Below are 14,356 nucleotides of genomic sequence, written 5' to 3' on the forward strand. Positions count from 1 at the left end.
GCAGCGGCGCTCGCTACTGGATAAGCGGCGAGCGCTTTACTCGCACTGATTAGTGACCAGCATAGATCGAACGTTGGTTCGTCAGCACCGGAATCGCGGCAGCACCCGATTGCGACGAGCCGCTCGCCACACCACCTTCACCGCTCGTTGCGGCATTCTGTGCCGCGACACGTGCTTCGGCGGCCTGGATATCAGCCGGGTACGTCGTGTTGTCGTTGCTCGGGTTGTAGCCGGCCTTTTCGAGTTGCACCAGTTGGGCACGGACTTCAGCGCGCGTCAGGGGCTGGTTCGATTGGGCGAACGAAGCAACCGGAGCGGCGAGAACAACAGCGATAGCAACAGCCTTGATAAGGGATTTCATGATCACTACCTCCAGAGATTGTTTTTCCAGCGCTGCAAACAGGTTTGTGTGCAGCCAGTGATCACAGTGTAGGAGTGCGTAGACCTAGGGTAAATACCTAAGATTCGAAATGACTTTTCCTGATCTGCTTACAATGGGTTCGTCACCGGCGATCGAGTCGGTTGGCTCTGCGCAAGCCGAGTCCACCCATGATCGCTCCGGCAATGCCTGCGATCGCGCCCACCACGCCGCAGATGATGGCCACGTAGTTCGTCCAGCCTGCCTCGGTGGTCCTGGCGTCGGTGGTCGTTGATCTGGTGGCGCTCGCGTCAGCAGGCGGCGCCAACGGCGCCGAAGCAGCGGCCAGCGAAGGCGTGCTCGCGGCGACGCTTGCAGGCGGAGTGGTTGGCGGCAATGGTGTAGCCGAAACGAGTGGAGTCGCCACCGTCGAAACCGCTGCCGAGGAAGGCGGCGCTGCATACAGGTTGGCGGCGAGCGCCATTGAAGCGGCGGGCGTGTCTCGCGCAATATCGCCCGCGCACGAGGGCATGCAATGCGATGCCAGTAGCAGCGACGCAGCGTAGATGAGTGGGAATTTCATGGCGCGTCGTGCGCAATCGCGAGGCACGCGAACGACGACGCGGGAGGAGTTGCAGGCAACGTTAGATTGGCTCGCCATCCGATCGTCCAGTTGAAATTTGATCGGACGATTGTACGGCTGCCCGTTGCGATACGGGATGGTGACCGAGGCTCGCGCCAGACGTGCGGCCTAGGAGGGCGACCTACGCGGGCAACCCACGCACCGGCCGCACAGCCCCCACCGCAATCAATGCCGGTTCGGCCCGCTGAGATCGTAGAAGCGGCGCTGTTGCAGGTCGCCAATCACGCGTTTGCGCAGACGTTCGCGCCGGTAGTGCCCCACCGCAAAGACAGCGGCGATGATCAGAACGGTAAATCCGAATGCCGTGCCCAACACTGTCGCGTCCATTGCGGCCTCACATCAGTAACGCACTATAAAGCTGTACTGGGACAGCAATGGCGCCGTGGCTGGCAGCCATGTTTGGTGCCAGTACCTGGGTTATTACTTGCCGGCCTGGGACGAACCGTTGCTGCCCGAACCGTAGGCGGCGGCCTGCTTGTCAGCCGCAACACGGGCTTCGGCAGCCTGGATGTTTTCCGGGTAATGCATCCAGTCTGACGGGTTGTAGCCGGCCTTCTCGACCTGCACGAGGTCAGCGCGCACCTGTGCGCGGGTCAGCGGTTGTTGGGACGACTGTGCGAACGCGGCCAGCGGCACGGTGATCAGTGCGGCGATGGCAGCAGCTTCAAGCAGCGACTTCATAATGACGGAACTCCGACGGTGGTTTTCTGCGGGGCGGCAAACACGCGGGTTTGCGACCAATGACCGCGATTCTAAGGGTTGACCATACTAGGGTAAATACTTAGTCGGTGAAAACACTGTTTTGAAAACAAGCACAATCGCTATCCTCCTCCGGCGGAGCCCCGCCCCGCCGGGCTGCGCGCGCATACCGCAGCCTCCGACGCAACCCGGACGCTCTCAAAAAGCGGCGCGTTTCTTGCGGATCGAGGGCAACACATGGAGACACGCATGAACCTGATTCTCTGGCGACACGCCGAAGCCGAAGACATCGCGCCCACCGATCTTGCGCGCCAGCTCACCACCCGCGGCCGCAAACAGGCGCAGGGTGTGGCGAAGTGGCTGCGCAGCCGGCTCGATCACGACACGGTGATCCTCGCCAGCCCCGCGGCCCGCACGATCCAGACGGTCGAGAGCCTGACGGACCAATATCGCGTCGTGCGCGAACTTGCGCCGGGCGCGAGCGCCATGGACGTCCTGCGCGCGGCGGGCTGGCCGGAGGGCATCGCCGGCACCGTGTTGATCGTCGGACATCAGCCCACGCTCGGTCACGTGGTGGGGCGACTGCTTGCCAACAGCGATTCGAGCTGGCCGTTGAAAAAAGCGGGCGTCGTGTGGATGGCGAGCCGCAGTCGCGAAGGCGAAGAGCAAGCGGTGTTGCGCGCGGCCATCGGTCCTGATCTGTTGTAAATCGCTCACGCTCGACGATGCCGCTGCGCGGCATGTCGAACGCGCACGCGCATCGTTCAATACGCACGGCGCGTAGCGCATCCCAATCTGGCTCGGGCAGACGGCGCGATTAACTTGCGTTCGCATTGCGCATCGCTTACGGACCGTCATTTAATGGTCATCGCTTTGCCATGCGAGCGTCACCAGGCGTTACTACATTGGCGGAAAAAAAGAACCTTACCTTCTCCGACCAGGAACGCCACGATGCAAGATCTGCCGACGTCCTCCTCACTCCTCGCTACCGGTAACGAGACGCGCCGCCATCTGCCGCGCGCCGCCGAGACCGTCACTGAACAGCACCGTTTGCAAGTGGCCTGGGCGCGCACCGACGAAGAACTGCGCGAAGCGCAACGTCTGCGCTACCGCGTCTTCGCCGATGAAATGGGCGCACGCCTGACGGGCCCGGCGGGCCTGGACGTCGATGCCTTTGATATGTACTGCGATCATTTGCTGGTGCGCGACCTCGATACGCTCAAAGTGGTCGGCACGTATCGCGCACTGCCGCCGCATCAGGCGGCGCGCATCGGCCGTCTTTATGCAGAAAGCGAGTTCGACGTTTCGCGCCTCACGCACCTGCGCGCAAAGATGGTCGAAGTGGGCCGCTCGTGCGTGCATCCAGACTACCGCAGCGGCGCCGTGATCATGTCGCTGTGGGGTGGTCTCGCGTCGTACATGCAACACAACGGCTACGAGACCATGCTCGGCTGCGCGAGCGTGGCGATGGCCGATGGCGGTCACTACGCCGCGAACCTGTACAGCAGCATGCGTGAAAGCGCGATGACGGCGCAGGAATACCGTGCGTTTCCGCATACGCCGCTGCCGGTGGAAGAACTGCAAACCGGTGCAGCCGTCACGCCGCCGCCGCTCATCAAGGGCTATCTGCGGCTTGGCGCGAAAATCTGCGGCGCGCCTGCATGGGATCCTGATTTCAACACGGCGGACTTCTTGACGCTGCTGCGTTTGTCGGAAATCAACGCTCGCTATGCGCGGCACTTTTTGGGTGACGCGTCGCCGGTTTGACACCGGGATGCGGTTTGGCCCGCGGGTCACACCAGAAGCATTTGAGCCACAAAAAAAACAGCCCGGCAGATCGACTCTACCGGGCTGTTTTATTCAAGCGTGGGGTGAGGGTTTTGCGTGCTACACCCGCTTCGATATTTCTTCAGTCGTCCGTATAAACCACCCGATACGGAATGCCGACCTTCTCCCACTCCGCCGCCTCCTGAATCAGGCTGTAATCGGTGAGCGGATTGTTCGCCACCCATTCGTTCGGCAAGCGCACTTCGTAGCCGTTGTTCACGCGCGCGACGAAAATGCCCGGTAGACCGACATCCGCACGGCGCCGGCAGAGCAGCGCGGCGAGCCGCAGACAGAACAGCAGCGGCCACTCCACCTCACGGGTTTGCGACAGCTTGCCGAGTTTGCCCCCGTGACCCAGCACGAGCGCCGCCAGCCGGGCCTGATCGGTGCGCGAGAAACCGGGCATGTCGGCGTTGCTGGCAATGTAGGCCGAATGCTTGTGATACGCGCTGTGCGAGATGGAGAGACCAATTTCATGCAGCGACGCCGCCCAGCTCAGGAACATGCGGTTTTCCGCGCGCCGCTCGGGATCGGCTTCGTCGAACTGGTCGTAGAAGCTGACCGCGAGGTCGCCAATGCGCGCCGCCTGCGCCCGGTCCACGCCATAGCGGCGCATGAAGCCTTCCACCGTGACCGTACGCATGTCCTCGTGCTGCGAGCGCCCCAGCAGGTCGTACAGCACGCCCAGACGCAAGGCGCCGTCCGTGGTGTCGACGTAATCCACGCCGAGTTCGTCGAACACCGCCAGCATGATCGAGAGACCGCCCGCCAGCACCGGAATGCGGTCGGGCTTCAGCGCAATCAGCTTCAAGCGGTTGACGTTCTCCGCCTTGATCAGCGCGCGCTTGAGCCGTTCGAGGCCGCCGCGCGAAATGCCGTGCGTGATGCCCGGATCGTTGAAGCCGTTGGCTTCGACCAGCTCGGCGAGCGCGCGCGCCGTACCCGACGAGCCTATGGCCTGCTCCCAGCCGGTTTGCTTGTACTCGTGAGAAATGATCTGGATTTCGCGTCTCGCCGCCAGTTCAGCCTGACGCATGGTGTATTCGTCGACGTTGCCCGCCGGAAAGAACGCGCGGCTATGGCTCACGCAGCCGATATACAGGCTCTCCATCTTGATCGGCGTGTAATGCGAGCCAATGATGAATTCCGTCGAGCCGCCGCCGATATCCACCACCAGCCGCTTGCCCGGACTCGCGGGCACCGAATGCGCGGCGCCGGCATAAATGAGGCGCGCTTCTTCGCGCCCGGCGATCACTTCAATCGGAAAACCGAGCGCGGCTTGAGCTTCACCAAGAAATTCACCGGCGTTTTTGGCAATCCGCAGCGTATTGGTGGCCACCGCGCGCACGTGGTCCGGATGGAAATCGCGCAGACGTTCGCCGAAGCGCTTGAGCGCGTCCCAGCCGCGCACCTGCGAAGCGTGGTCGAGCATCTTGTCGCTCGACAGTCCGGCGGCGAGCCGCACGGCCTCGCGCAGCGCGTCGACCTGATAGATCTGGGTGCCCGCTTCAGTTTCCTCGACACGCCCCACGATCAGCCGGAAGCTGTTGGAGCCGAGATCGACGGCAGCGATTAGGTGGGGCGTGTTTGACATCGAGTGAGCGGACTCCATCCGTGCGAGCGTGGCCGCGCTGCTGCGGGCCCCGCTGTTTAAAGTCGCCATTTTAAGCGTCCCGGACCTCACGATGTCACCTTTGCGGTATTGACGTTCGTAATGGTCCCACATGCACTGCGTCATTTGTACGACACGGCGGCAATACAGCGTAGAATTTATGACAATTTGAATGTCATACGAACGTAATCATACTGTGAGAATTTCCGAGCGTCTTTCCGCCTCTCTTCCTGACCTTCCCTTCTCACCGCCGATGTCCATCCGCTACCCCCTCCTGAACCGCGAACTGGGCATCCTGGGTTTCAACGAGCGCGTGCTGGCGCAAGCCGCCGACCCCGCCGTGCCCCTGCTCGAACGCCTGCGCTTCATCTGCATCACCAGCAGCAATCTGGACGAATTCTTCGAGGTCCGCATGGCCGGACTTCAGGAGCAGATGCGCGACAACCCCGGCGCGCTCTCGCCCGACGGCATGTCGTTGCAGCATGTGTACGACCTCGTGGTCGAACGCGCGCAAAAGCTCGTGCATCGTCAGTACGCCATGCTGCACGACACGGTGCTGTCCGCGCTGGAACACGAAGGCATCTATTTTCACGGCACCGAAGCGTGGAGCGAAGCGCAGACCGAATGGGCGCGCAATTACTTCTTCGACGAACTGCTGCCGGTGCTCACGCCCATCGGGCTTGATCCGGCGCACCCGTTCCCGCGCGTGCTCAACAAAAGTCTGAACTTTGTCGTCGAACTGGAAGGCAAGGACGCTTTCGGCCGTCAGGCGCTGATGGGCATCGTGCAGGCGCCGCGCGCGCTGCCACGGCTCGTGCGCATGCCGCAGGAACTCTCGGGCTATCCGCACGGTTTCGTGCTGCTCAGCTCGCTGCTGCAGCATTTCGTGGGCGAACTGTTCCCGAGCCTCGTGGTGCGCAGTTGCAACCAGTTCCGCATCACGCGTAACAGCGAACTGTTCGTCGACGAAGACGAAATCACCAATCTGCGTGTCGCGTTGCAGGGCGAACTGCCGGCGCGGCACCTGGGCAACGCGGTGCGCCTGGAAGTCTCCGCGGATACGCCGGCGCATCTGGTGCGGCGTCTGCTCGATGAAAGCAGTCTGTCGGAGAAGGACTGCTACTTCGTCAACGGCCCGGTCAATCTCGTGCGTTTGATGCAATTGCCGGAAATGGTGGATCGGCCCGATCTGAAGTTCGTGCCGCATATTCCGTCCATTCCCGCGCAGATCGCCAACAGCGCGAGCCTGTTCGACGTGATCGACCACGGCGACGTGCTGCTGCATCACCCGTACGAAAGCTTCCAGCCGGTGCTCGAACTGCTGTTGCAGGCGGCCAAGGATCCGAACGTGATGGCCATCAAGCAGACCATCTATCGCACCGGCACCGATTCGCCGCTGATGGACGCGCTGATGCAGGCCGCGCGCAACGGCAAGGAAGTGACGGTGGTGGTGGAACTGCTGGCGCGCTTCGACGAAGAAACCAACATTAACTGGGCCGCGCAACTGGAAGCGGTGGGCGCACACGTCGTGTACGGCGTGGTGGGCCACAAGTGTCACGCGAAGATGATGCTGATCGTGCGGCGCGTGTCGCACAACGGCAAGATGACGCTCAAGCGCTACGCCCACCTCGGCACCGGCAACTATCACCCACGTACGGCGCGTCTGTATACGGACTTTGGCTTGATGACCTCCGACCAGAAAATCTGCGAGGACGTGCATCATGTGTTTCAGCAGCTCACCGGCATTGGCGGTGAGCTGAAGCTGCACGAACTGTGGCAGTCGCCGTTCACGCTGCATCCAAAGCTGGTGGACGCGATCCGCGCCGAAGCGGAACACGCCAAGGCCGGCAAGAAAGCGCGCATCGTGGCGAAGATGAATGCGCTGCTGGAGCCCACGGTGATTGCGGAGCTGTACGAAGCCTCGCAGGCGGGCGTGAAGATCGATCTGATCGTGCGCGGCGTGTGCGCACTGCAACCGGGTGTGCCGGGGCTGTCGGAGAACATCACGGTACGTTCGATCGTCGGGCGCTTTCTCGAGCACCATCGCATCTACTACTTCTACGACGACGGCAAGGAGCAGGTGTATCTGTCGAGCGCCGACTGGATGGACCGCAACTTCTTCCGGCGTGTCGAAGTCGCATTCCCGGTGAATAACCGGCGTCTGAAGCGCAGGGTGATAGCCGAGGGTCTCTCCGCGTTCCTTGGCGACAACACGGCAGCGTGGCTCATGCAAAGCGACGGCCACTATCGGCGCCGCAGGCCTGGCAAGTCCTCGCGCAATGCGCAGATGAGTCTGCTGACGAAGTTCTGTCCTTAACTAATACGCCGCTCGCAAGATGCAAAAAAGCCCGCCGGAATTCTCCTGGCGGGCTTTTTCTTTTGGGTGCCGCGCTTCAGGCGCTCACACCGAAGCCGGCTGGCACCGCGCGCTACGGTACGCGGGAAAGCGCACCGTGAACGTGCTGCCGCGCCCTTCTTCGCTCTTCACATCGAGTTGGGCATCGTGCCGTTGCAGCACGTGCTTGACGATCGCAAGGCCAAGGCCGGTGCCGCCCGTATCGCGTGAACGGCTACGGTCGACGCGGTAGAAACGCTCCGTCAGGCGCGGAATTTCCGCAGCGGGAATGCCGAGGCCGCTGTCCGTCACGGAAAACAGCGCGAGGCCGCCCTTCATGTGCCACGTCACGTGAATCTTGCCGCCGTCCGGTGTATAGCGAATCGCGTTGGTCACGAGATTGCCCAGCGCACTGAGAATTTCGGTTTCGGCGCCCGTGATGGTGAGGTCTTCGTCGGCGTCGAAGCTGATGTGATGGTGATGGCTCGACAGGTTGTCCGCATCGTCACGCAGGTGCCGAAGCACCGCGCGCATGTCGATCATCTGGTCGCTCGGCGGCTTGTTGTTGCCTTCGAGCGTGGCGAGCACCAGCAGGTCGTTCACGATATGCCGCATCCGCGAAGCCTGCTGCTCCATCAGGTCCAGGTAACGCGCGCGCTCGGCTTCGGCAAGCGGCAACTCGCGCATGGTCTCCAGAAAGCCCGACAGTACCGTGAGTGGCGTCTTCAACTCATGCGACACGTTGGCGACGAAGTCACGCCGCATCGCGTCGGTGCGCTCGAGTTCGGTGATGTCCTGCGACAGCACCAGCTTGCGATTCTCGCCGTACGGGAACACCTGCACGGACAGCACGTTCTGGCGCTTCTCGCCCATGCCGCGCATGATCAGCATTTCTTCGTAGTGGTGCGAGTTCAGGTAGCGCACGAAGTCGGGCTGACGCACGAGATGCGTGATGTGCTGGCGCAGATCGCGCTTCGCATCGAGACCGAAGTGCTTCTCGGAGATCGCATTGCACCACTCGATCTGATCGTGATCGTCGAGCATGGCCACGCCGTTCGGCGACGCCTGGATGGCCTGAATAAAGCGGGAATGTTGTTGCTCGACCTGGCGCACCTGGGCGTGCCAGCGCTTGGCGAGCTTATGCAGACGGTAATAGATTTCGCCCCAGATGCCGGGGGCACTAGGAACTTCGCCGTAGACCGGCGCGTCGAGTAGACGCCACAGACGCTGCTTGTGAAACGTACCGAAGATGCTCTGCGCAAGCAGCACGCAGACCGCCACGATCAATGCGGTCTTGACGCTGACGAACACGCCCAGCACCGTGCAAAGAACAGCAAGCAGCACGATCGATACAATGGAACGCGCCCAAATGATGTTCATGTCCTGGCGATCGAAGAGAAAACAATGCGCGGCACATAGGTGCCGCGCGCTTTATCTGGTCGGTCGAATGCTGCGCGACGCGTTCGAGTGCCTTGGCCTCAGGCGCTCTTGGCGAGCCGGTAGCCGCTGCCCCGGACCGTCTCAATCATAGCATCGCACCCTGCCGGCTTGAGGGCCGCACGCAGACGCTTGATATGCACATCCACCGTACGCTCTTCGACGAACACGTGATCGCCCCACACCTGATCGAGCAACTGCGTGCGGCTGTGCACGCGCTCCGGGTGCGTCATGAAGAAGTGCAGCAGACGGAATTCGGTCGGCCCGAGATCGAGCTTGATCTCGCTGCCTTCCGCGTGCGCCGCGACCCGGTGCGTGGCCGGATCGAGCTTCAAGCCGTTGATCGCCACCACGTCTTCGGTCAACTGCGGCGCGCGGCGGCGCAACACCGCCTTGATACGCGCCATCAGTTCCTTCGGCGAAAACGGCTTGGTGACGTAATCGTCCGCGCCGATTTCGAGGCCGAGCACCTTGTCCTGTTCATCGCCACGTGCGGTCAGCATGATGATCGGGATGTGCTTGGTGCGTTCGTTATTGCGCAGATCCCGCGCGAACGCGATACCTGATTTGCCGGGCAGCATCCAGTCGAGCAGGACGAGGTCGGGCAGCACATCGCTGATCAGGTTCTGCGCCTGCTCCGCGTTGTAGGCGCGAATCGGGCAGTGGCCCGCGTGTTGAAGATTGACCGAAATCAGTTCGGAAATGGCGGGCTCATCTTCGATGACGAGAATGCTGCTTGGCATCGGCACCTCTTGACCTTTATTCAGTGGGTTAGCTGAGTGCTTCACGTTCGAGCGCGTCGCGCGACTTGTGTCGCACGTCGGTGCCCTTGACGATGTAGATGATGAATTCAGCAATGTTCTTGGCGTGATCGCCAATCCGCTCGATCGCCTTGGCGATGAACAGGAAATCCAGACCCACCGAGATCGAGCGCGGATCTTCCGTCATGTACGAAATGAGCTTGCGCACGAAGGCGCGGAATTCCTCGTCGATCGCCTTGTCGTCGCGCACGATCTGCGCAGCGGCCACCGTATCGAGACGCGCGAACGCATCCAGCGCGCGGCGCAGGATCGACACCGCCATCTCGCCGGACAGCTTGATCTCGGCAATGTTGATGGTGCGCGAGGCACCGTCTTCCATCAGACGCTTGGTGCGCTTGGCAATCTTCTCGGCTTCGTCGCCGGCGCGCTCGAGATTCGTGATGGTCTTCGAAATCGCGATCAAAAGACGCAGGTCACGCGCGGCCGGCTGACGGCGCGCGATGATGTTGCTGCATTCTTCGTCGATGTCGACTTCCATCTTGTTCAGGCGCTCTTCGGCGGCGATCACCTGTTCGCACATATCCAGGTCGAAATTGTTGAGCGCGTTCATCGCGTTGACGATCTGCGATTCAACGAGGCCGCCCATTTCCAGAACCTTCGAGGAAACGAGATTCAGATCGGCATCGAACTGGCTGGAGAGGTGTTTATCGGACATATCGTGCTCCCTGTCTGGTGCGCGTGGCGGAAGGCGCCGGCTTAGCCGAAGCGGCCGGTGATGTAGTCCTCGGTTTCCTTGCGGACCGGCTTGATGAAGATCTTTTCGGTATCCCCGAATTCGATCAGCTCACCGAGGTACATATAGGCAGTGTAGTCCGAACAACGCGCAGCCTGCTGCATGTTGTGGGTGACGATCACCACGGTGTAATCGCTCTTCAGTTCGGCGATCAGTTCTTCGATACGGCCCGTCGAAATCGGGTCGAGCGCGGAACACGGTTCGTCGAGCAACAGCACTTCCGGACGGATCGCAATGCCGCGCGCAATGCACAGACGCTGCTGTTGACCACCCGAGAGACCGTAGCCGCTCTGCCCCAGCTTGTCCTTCACTTCGTTCCACAGCGCGGCCTTGGTCAGTGCCCATTCCACGCGGTCGTCCATCTCCGAACGCGACAGCGTCTCGAACATCTTCACGCCAAAGGCGATGTTGTCGTAGATCGACATCGGGAACGGCGTCGGCTTCTGGAACACCATGCCGATACGCGCGCGCAGGAGCGAGATATCCATCTTGGAGGTGAGCAGGTTCTCACCGTCCATCATGATCTCGCCTTCCGCGCGCTGCTCCGGATAGAGCGCGTACATCTTGTTGAAGGTGCGCAGCAACGTGGACTTGCCGCAACCCGACGGGCCGATGAACGCGGTCACCTTGCCTTCGGGAATGCGCAGGTTGATGTTCTTCAGCGCGTGGTATTTGCCGTAGAAGAAGTTCAGGTCGTTGACTTCGATCTTCGGCCGCGCTGCTGCCTGTGCATGCTCGCTCTGGGCGGGGTCGAAACCAGCGGGCGCCGTAGGGCGCGCAGTCGGGTTAAGTTGAGTTTCTGCCATGTTCATCGGATTACTCCGCCCTTACTTTTTCGAAAAGATCGCGCGAGCGAGGATGTTCAAACCCAGCACCCCAAGCGTGATCAGGAAGACGCCGGCCCACGCAAGCGATTGCCACTGCGGGAAGGCGCTCATCGCAAACTGGTAGATCGTGACCGGCAGATTCGCCACCGGCTGATTCATGTTCAACGAGAAGAACTGGTTCGACATCGCGGTGAAAAGCAGCGGCGCCGTTTCACCGGCAATCCGCGCGACCGCCAGCAGCACGCCCGTGATGATGCCCGCCACCGACGCCTTCAGCGTGATGGACAGTACCATCTTCCACTTCGGCGTGCCGAGTGCGAAGGCTGCTTCACGCAGTGCGTTCGGCACCAGCTTCAGCATGTTCTCGGTGGTGCGGATCACGATCGGAATCTGCAGCAGGCCGAGCGCGAACACACCGGACCAGCCGCTGAAGTGGCCCATCTTCGCCACCACGAGCGCGTAGACGAACAGGCCCACGACGATGGACGGCGCCGACAGCAGAATGTCGTTGATGAAACGCGTGACGCTCGCGAGCCAACCCTTCTGGCCGTATTCGGCGAGATAGACGCCGGCCAGAATGCCGATCGGCGTGCCAACCAGCGTCGCCAGCGAAATCAGCATCAAGCTGCCGACGATCGCGTTGGCGAGACCACCGCCATCGGTGTTCGGCGGCGGCGTGTTCTGCGTGAAGAGTTCGATCGACAGACCACCGATGCCAAGACGCAAGGTGGTGAATAGAATCCAGACGAGCCAGATGAGACCGAAGGCCATCGCGGCGAGCGCGAGTGCCAGCGCAATCGCGTTGGTCATGCGGCGTCGGCTTTGCAGCCGCTGGCGCATCGCTTCGAGCGCGGCGACGTCGTCAGTACCCGGCATGTTCAAGGTGGACTGGCTCATTTCGCGCCCTCCCCTTTTTCGAGGCGAAGCAGCATGATCTTCGAGATCGCCAGCACGATGAAGGTAATCACAAAGAGGATCAGGCCGAGTTCCATCAGCGCCGAGGTATGCAGGCCCGGATCCGCTTCCGCGAATTCGTTGGCGAGCGCCGACGTGATGCTGTTGCCCGGCGAAAACAGCGAGACATTGCTGAGCAGATTGGTGTTGCCGATCACGAAGGTCACGGCCATCGTCTCGCCGAGCGCGCGTCCGAGACCCAGCATGACGCCGCCGATCACGCCGCTCTTGGTGAACGGCAGCACGACCTTCCACATGACTTCCCACGTGGTGCAGCCAATGCCGTACGCCGATTCCTTCAGCAGCACCGGCGTGACTTCGAACACGTCGCGCATCACCGAAGCGATGTACGGAATGATCATGATGGCGAGGATCACGCCCGCGCACAGAATGCCGATGCCGATGGGCGGCCCCTGAAACAGCGCGCCGACGAAGGGCACGCTGCCGAGCACGGTGCCGAGCGGCTTTTCGAACCAGGTGGCGAAGATCGGTGCGAACACTAGCAAGCCCCACATACCGTAGACGATCGAAGGGATCGCAGCCAGCAGCTCGATCGCGATGCCGAGCGGCCGGCGCAGCCACGCGGGCGCCAGTTCAGTGAGGAACAGCGCGATGCCGAAGCTGACCGGCACCGCAATGATGAGAGCAATGATGGAAGTGGCGACCGTGCCGTAGATCGGCACCAGCGCGCCAAACTGCTTGCTGGGTGGATCCCAGTCGGAAGTCCACAGGAAAGCGAGGCCGAATTGCTTGATCGACGGCATGGAGGCGACGATCAGCGAGACGATGATGCCGCCGAGCAGCAGCAGCGTGACGATCGCGGCGAGACGTGCGAGGCCGCCGAAGATAACGTCGCCGGCGCGGCTGGGCGCTTTTTGCTGCCCAGCACTGGCGGGAGCTCTCGACACGATTGGGATGTCGGACATGGGAACCTGTGTGCCTGTTACCAGAAGCCGCATGACACAACGTCATGCAACCAGTACTACGGCCGCCGCGCCTCACATGAGACGGGGCGGCCTGTTACCAACTACGCGACGCTTACTCGGCAACCGACTTGCCCGATGCGTCCTTGACCTTTTCCTTCCACTGCGACTTGATTTCCGTCACGACCGATTCCGGCAGCGAGATGTAATCGAGGCTGTCAGCGGCCGACGAACCGTTCTTGAACGCCCAGTCGAAGAACTTCAGCGTTTCGGCGCCTTGCGGTGCCTTGTCCTGCGTCGTGTGCAGCAGCACGAACGTTGCGCCGACGATCGGCCATGCGTCCTTGCCCGGCTCGTTCGTCAGGATCTGATAGAACGACTTCGACCAGTCAGCGCCAGCAGCCGCTGCCTTGAACGTTTCCGTCTTCGGCTCGACGATCGTGCCTGCCGAGTTCTTCATGTCGACGAACACCATCTTGTTCTGCTTCGCGTACGCCCATTCCACGTAGCCGATTGCGCCCGGCAGACGTTGCACGAAGGCTGCGACGCCGTCGTTGCCCTTGCCGCCCGTACCCGTCGGCCAGCTAACCGTTGCGCCTTCACCGACCTTCGACTTCCAGTCAGCGTTGACCTTCGACAGGTAGTTCGTCCAGATGAAGCTGGTGCCCGAACCGTCAGCGCGGCGCACCACGGCGATGTCCGTATCCGGCAGCTTTGCCTTCGGGTTCAATGCGGCGATTGCCGGATCGTTCCACTTCTTGATCTTGCCCAGGTAGATGTCGCCGAGCACTTCACCCGACAGCACCAGCGAACCCGGGGTCACGCCCGGCAGGTTCACCACCGGCACCACGCCACCGACAACCGTCGGGAACTGGAACAGGCCGTCTTTGGCCAGCTCGTCGTCCTTCAGCGGCGCGTCCGAACCTGCGAAATCGACCGTCTTGGCGATAATCTGCTTGATACCGCCCGACGAACCGATACCTTGATAGTTCACCTTGCCGCCGCCCGACTTCTGATAGGCGTCTGCCCATTTCGTGTAGATGGGTGCTGCGAAGGTGCTGCCCGCGCCGGTGATATCAGCTGCTTGTGCGGTGAGCGCGAAGAGCGCGCCAGCCAAGCCAGCGAACGCGGTTTGCATCAATTTCATGAGACCTCCAGTGGTGTGAGCGGATTACACGACACCGCGA

The 14,356-nt window shown here is 61.7% G+C and carries 15 protein-coding genes; 3 read left to right on the plus strand and 12 right to left on the minus strand.

All coding sequences use genetic code 11. From position 1 onward, the window contains the following. Nucleotides 1–49: 49 nt before the first annotated feature. The 4 genes from D0B32_RS16570 to D0B32_RS16580 form a co-directional block, all read right to left on the minus strand. Entirely contained in the window at nucleotides 50–361 is a 312-nt protein-coding gene (locus tag D0B32_RS16570) for a DUF4148 domain-containing protein (protein WP_117335073.1), read from the minus strand. 142 nt (nucleotides 362–503) lie between these two features. Then, nucleotides 504–941 carry a hypothetical protein gene (locus D0B32_RS32310; RefSeq protein WP_147329538.1) on the minus strand — a complete coding sequence of 146 codons (438 nt, stop codon included), beginning with the start codon at nucleotides 939–941 and terminating at the stop codon, nucleotides 504–506. Nucleotides 942–1,166: 225 nt separating this feature from the next. Further along, nucleotides 1,167–1,328 (minus strand): hypothetical protein, encoded by a 162-nt coding sequence (locus tag D0B32_RS32580; protein WP_181969830.1) that lies wholly within the window; start codon nucleotides 1,326–1,328, stop codon nucleotides 1,167–1,169. 93 nt (nucleotides 1,329–1,421) lie between these two features. After that, nucleotides 1,422–1,682 (minus strand): DUF4148 domain-containing protein, encoded by a 261-nt coding sequence (locus D0B32_RS16580; protein ID WP_117335075.1) that lies wholly within the window; start codon nucleotides 1,680–1,682, stop codon nucleotides 1,422–1,424. Between the two features lie 267 nt (nucleotides 1,683–1,949). Here D0B32_RS16580 and D0B32_RS16585 point away from each other — a divergent pair, with 267 nt between their 5' ends. Further along, nucleotides 1,950–2,408: a histidine phosphatase family protein gene (locus D0B32_RS16585; protein ID WP_117335076.1), complete on the plus strand. Its 459-nt coding sequence runs from the start codon at nucleotides 1,950–1,952 to the stop codon at nucleotides 2,406–2,408. A gap of 243 nt (nucleotides 2,409–2,651) precedes the next feature. Beyond that, entirely contained in the window at nucleotides 2,652–3,467 is an 816-nt protein-coding gene (locus D0B32_RS16590) for a GNAT family N-acetyltransferase (RefSeq protein WP_117335077.1), read from the plus strand. Between the two features lie 142 nt (nucleotides 3,468–3,609). Here D0B32_RS16590 and ppx read toward each other — a convergent pair whose 3' ends face one another. Beyond that, nucleotides 3,610–5,190 (minus strand): exopolyphosphatase, encoded by a 1,581-nt coding sequence (ppx, locus tag D0B32_RS16595; RefSeq protein ID WP_259295031.1) that lies wholly within the window; start codon nucleotides 5,188–5,190, stop codon nucleotides 3,610–3,612. A 202-nt stretch (nucleotides 5,191–5,392) separates the two neighbouring features. On the opposite strand from ppx, the gene ppk1 reads away from it, so the two are divergent. After that, a complete protein-coding gene (ppk1, locus tag D0B32_RS16600; protein WP_117335078.1) occupies nucleotides 5,393–7,456 on the plus strand; it encodes a polyphosphate kinase 1 in 2,064 nt (687 codons plus the stop codon). A gap of 84 nt (nucleotides 7,457–7,540) precedes the next feature. On the opposite strand, the gene phoR is transcribed toward ppk1, so the two are convergent. From phoR to pstS, 7 genes are all read right to left on the minus strand, one after another. Then, entirely contained in the window at nucleotides 7,541–8,854 is a 1,314-nt protein-coding gene (gene phoR, locus D0B32_RS16605) for a phosphate regulon sensor histidine kinase PhoR (RefSeq protein ID WP_117335079.1), read from the minus strand. 98 nt (nucleotides 8,855–8,952) lie between these two features. Continuing rightward, nucleotides 8,953–9,654, minus strand: coding sequence for a phosphate regulon transcriptional regulator PhoB (gene phoB, locus D0B32_RS16610; RefSeq protein WP_006051991.1), 702 nt, complete (start codon nucleotides 9,652–9,654; stop codon nucleotides 8,953–8,955). Nucleotides 9,655–9,682: 28 nt separating this feature from the next. Beyond that, complete coding sequence (phoU, locus tag D0B32_RS16615; protein WP_117335080.1) at nucleotides 9,683–10,387, minus strand: phosphate signaling complex protein PhoU; 705 nt, start codon at nucleotides 10,385–10,387, stop codon at nucleotides 9,683–9,685. Nucleotides 10,388–10,428: 41 nt separating this feature from the next. Further along, on the minus strand, nucleotides 10,429–11,277 hold the full coding sequence (gene pstB / locus D0B32_RS16620; protein WP_117335081.1) for a phosphate ABC transporter ATP-binding protein PstB: 849 nt from the start codon (nucleotides 11,275–11,277) through the stop codon (nucleotides 10,429–10,431). A 15-nt stretch (nucleotides 11,278–11,292) separates the two neighbouring features. Then, nucleotides 11,293–12,189 carry a phosphate ABC transporter permease PstA gene (gene pstA / locus D0B32_RS16625; RefSeq protein ID WP_117335082.1) on the minus strand — a complete coding sequence of 299 codons (897 nt, stop codon included), beginning with the start codon at nucleotides 12,187–12,189 and terminating at the stop codon, nucleotides 11,293–11,295. Further along, nucleotides 12,186–13,172 carry a phosphate ABC transporter permease PstC gene (pstC, locus tag D0B32_RS16630; RefSeq protein WP_117335083.1) on the minus strand — a complete coding sequence of 329 codons (987 nt, stop codon included), beginning with the start codon at nucleotides 13,170–13,172 and terminating at the stop codon, nucleotides 12,186–12,188. Before pstC ends, pstA begins: the two co-directional genes overlap by 4 nt. A 112-nt stretch (nucleotides 13,173–13,284) precedes the next feature. Then, on the minus strand, nucleotides 13,285–14,316 hold the full coding sequence (pstS, locus tag D0B32_RS16635) for a phosphate ABC transporter substrate-binding protein PstS (RefSeq protein ID WP_117335084.1): 1,032 nt from the start codon (nucleotides 14,314–14,316) through the stop codon (nucleotides 13,285–13,287). Between the last annotated feature and the right edge of the window lie 40 nt (nucleotides 14,317–14,356).

The organism is Paraburkholderia sp. DHOC27, assembly GCF_003429005.1.
In the GTDB taxonomy this organism is placed as follows: Bacteria; Pseudomonadota; Gammaproteobacteria; order Burkholderiales; family Burkholderiaceae; genus Paraburkholderia.

What these genes read in the sequence shown, in the direction of transcription:
- pstA (WP_117335082.1), bottom strand. Translation starts at nt 12,189, where the DNA reads ATGAGCCAGTCCACCTTGAACATGCCGGGTACTGACGACGTCGCCGCG.
- D0B32_RS32580 (WP_181969830.1), bottom strand. Translation starts at nt 1,328, where the DNA reads ATGGACGCGACAGTGTTGGGCACGGCATTCGGATTTACCGTTCTGATC.
- phoU (WP_117335080.1), bottom strand. Translation starts at nt 10,387, where the DNA reads ATGTCCGATAAACACCTCTCCAGCCAGTTCGATGCCGATCTGAATCTC.
- D0B32_RS16570 (WP_117335073.1), bottom strand. Translation starts at nt 361, where the DNA reads ATGAAATCCCTTATCAAGGCTGTTGCTATCGCTGTTGTTCTCGCCGCT.
- D0B32_RS16585 (WP_117335076.1), top strand. Translation starts at nt 1,950, where the DNA reads ATGAACCTGATTCTCTGGCGACACGCCGAAGCCGAAGACATCGCGCCC.
- phoR (WP_117335079.1), bottom strand. Translation starts at nt 8,854, where the DNA reads ATGAACATCATTTGGGCGCGTTCCATTGTATCGATCGTGCTGCTTGCT.
- phoB (WP_006051991.1), bottom strand. Translation starts at nt 9,654, where the DNA reads ATGCCAAGCAGCATTCTCGTCATCGAAGATGAGCCCGCCATTTCCGAA.
- D0B32_RS16590 (WP_117335077.1), top strand. Translation starts at nt 2,652, where the DNA reads ATGCAAGATCTGCCGACGTCCTCCTCACTCCTCGCTACCGGTAACGAG.
- pstB (WP_117335081.1), bottom strand. Translation starts at nt 11,277, where the DNA reads ATGAACATGGCAGAAACTCAACTTAACCCGACTGCGCGCCCTACGGCG.
- D0B32_RS16580 (WP_117335075.1), bottom strand. Translation starts at nt 1,682, where the DNA reads ATGAAGTCGCTGCTTGAAGCTGCTGCCATCGCCGCACTGATCACCGTG.
- ppx (WP_259295031.1), bottom strand. Translation starts at nt 5,190, where the DNA reads ATGGCGACTTTAAACAGCGGGGCCCGCAGCAGCGCGGCCACGCTCGCA.
- D0B32_RS32310 (WP_147329538.1), bottom strand. Translation starts at nt 941, where the DNA reads ATGAAATTCCCACTCATCTACGCTGCGTCGCTGCTACTGGCATCGCAT.
- pstC (WP_117335083.1), bottom strand. Translation starts at nt 13,172, where the DNA reads ATGTCCGACATCCCAATCGTGTCGAGAGCTCCCGCCAGTGCTGGGCAG.
- pstS (WP_117335084.1), bottom strand. Translation starts at nt 14,316, where the DNA reads ATGAAATTGATGCAAACCGCGTTCGCTGGCTTGGCTGGCGCGCTCTTC.
- ppk1 (WP_117335078.1), top strand. Translation starts at nt 5,393, where the DNA reads ATGTCCATCCGCTACCCCCTCCTGAACCGCGAACTGGGCATCCTGGGT.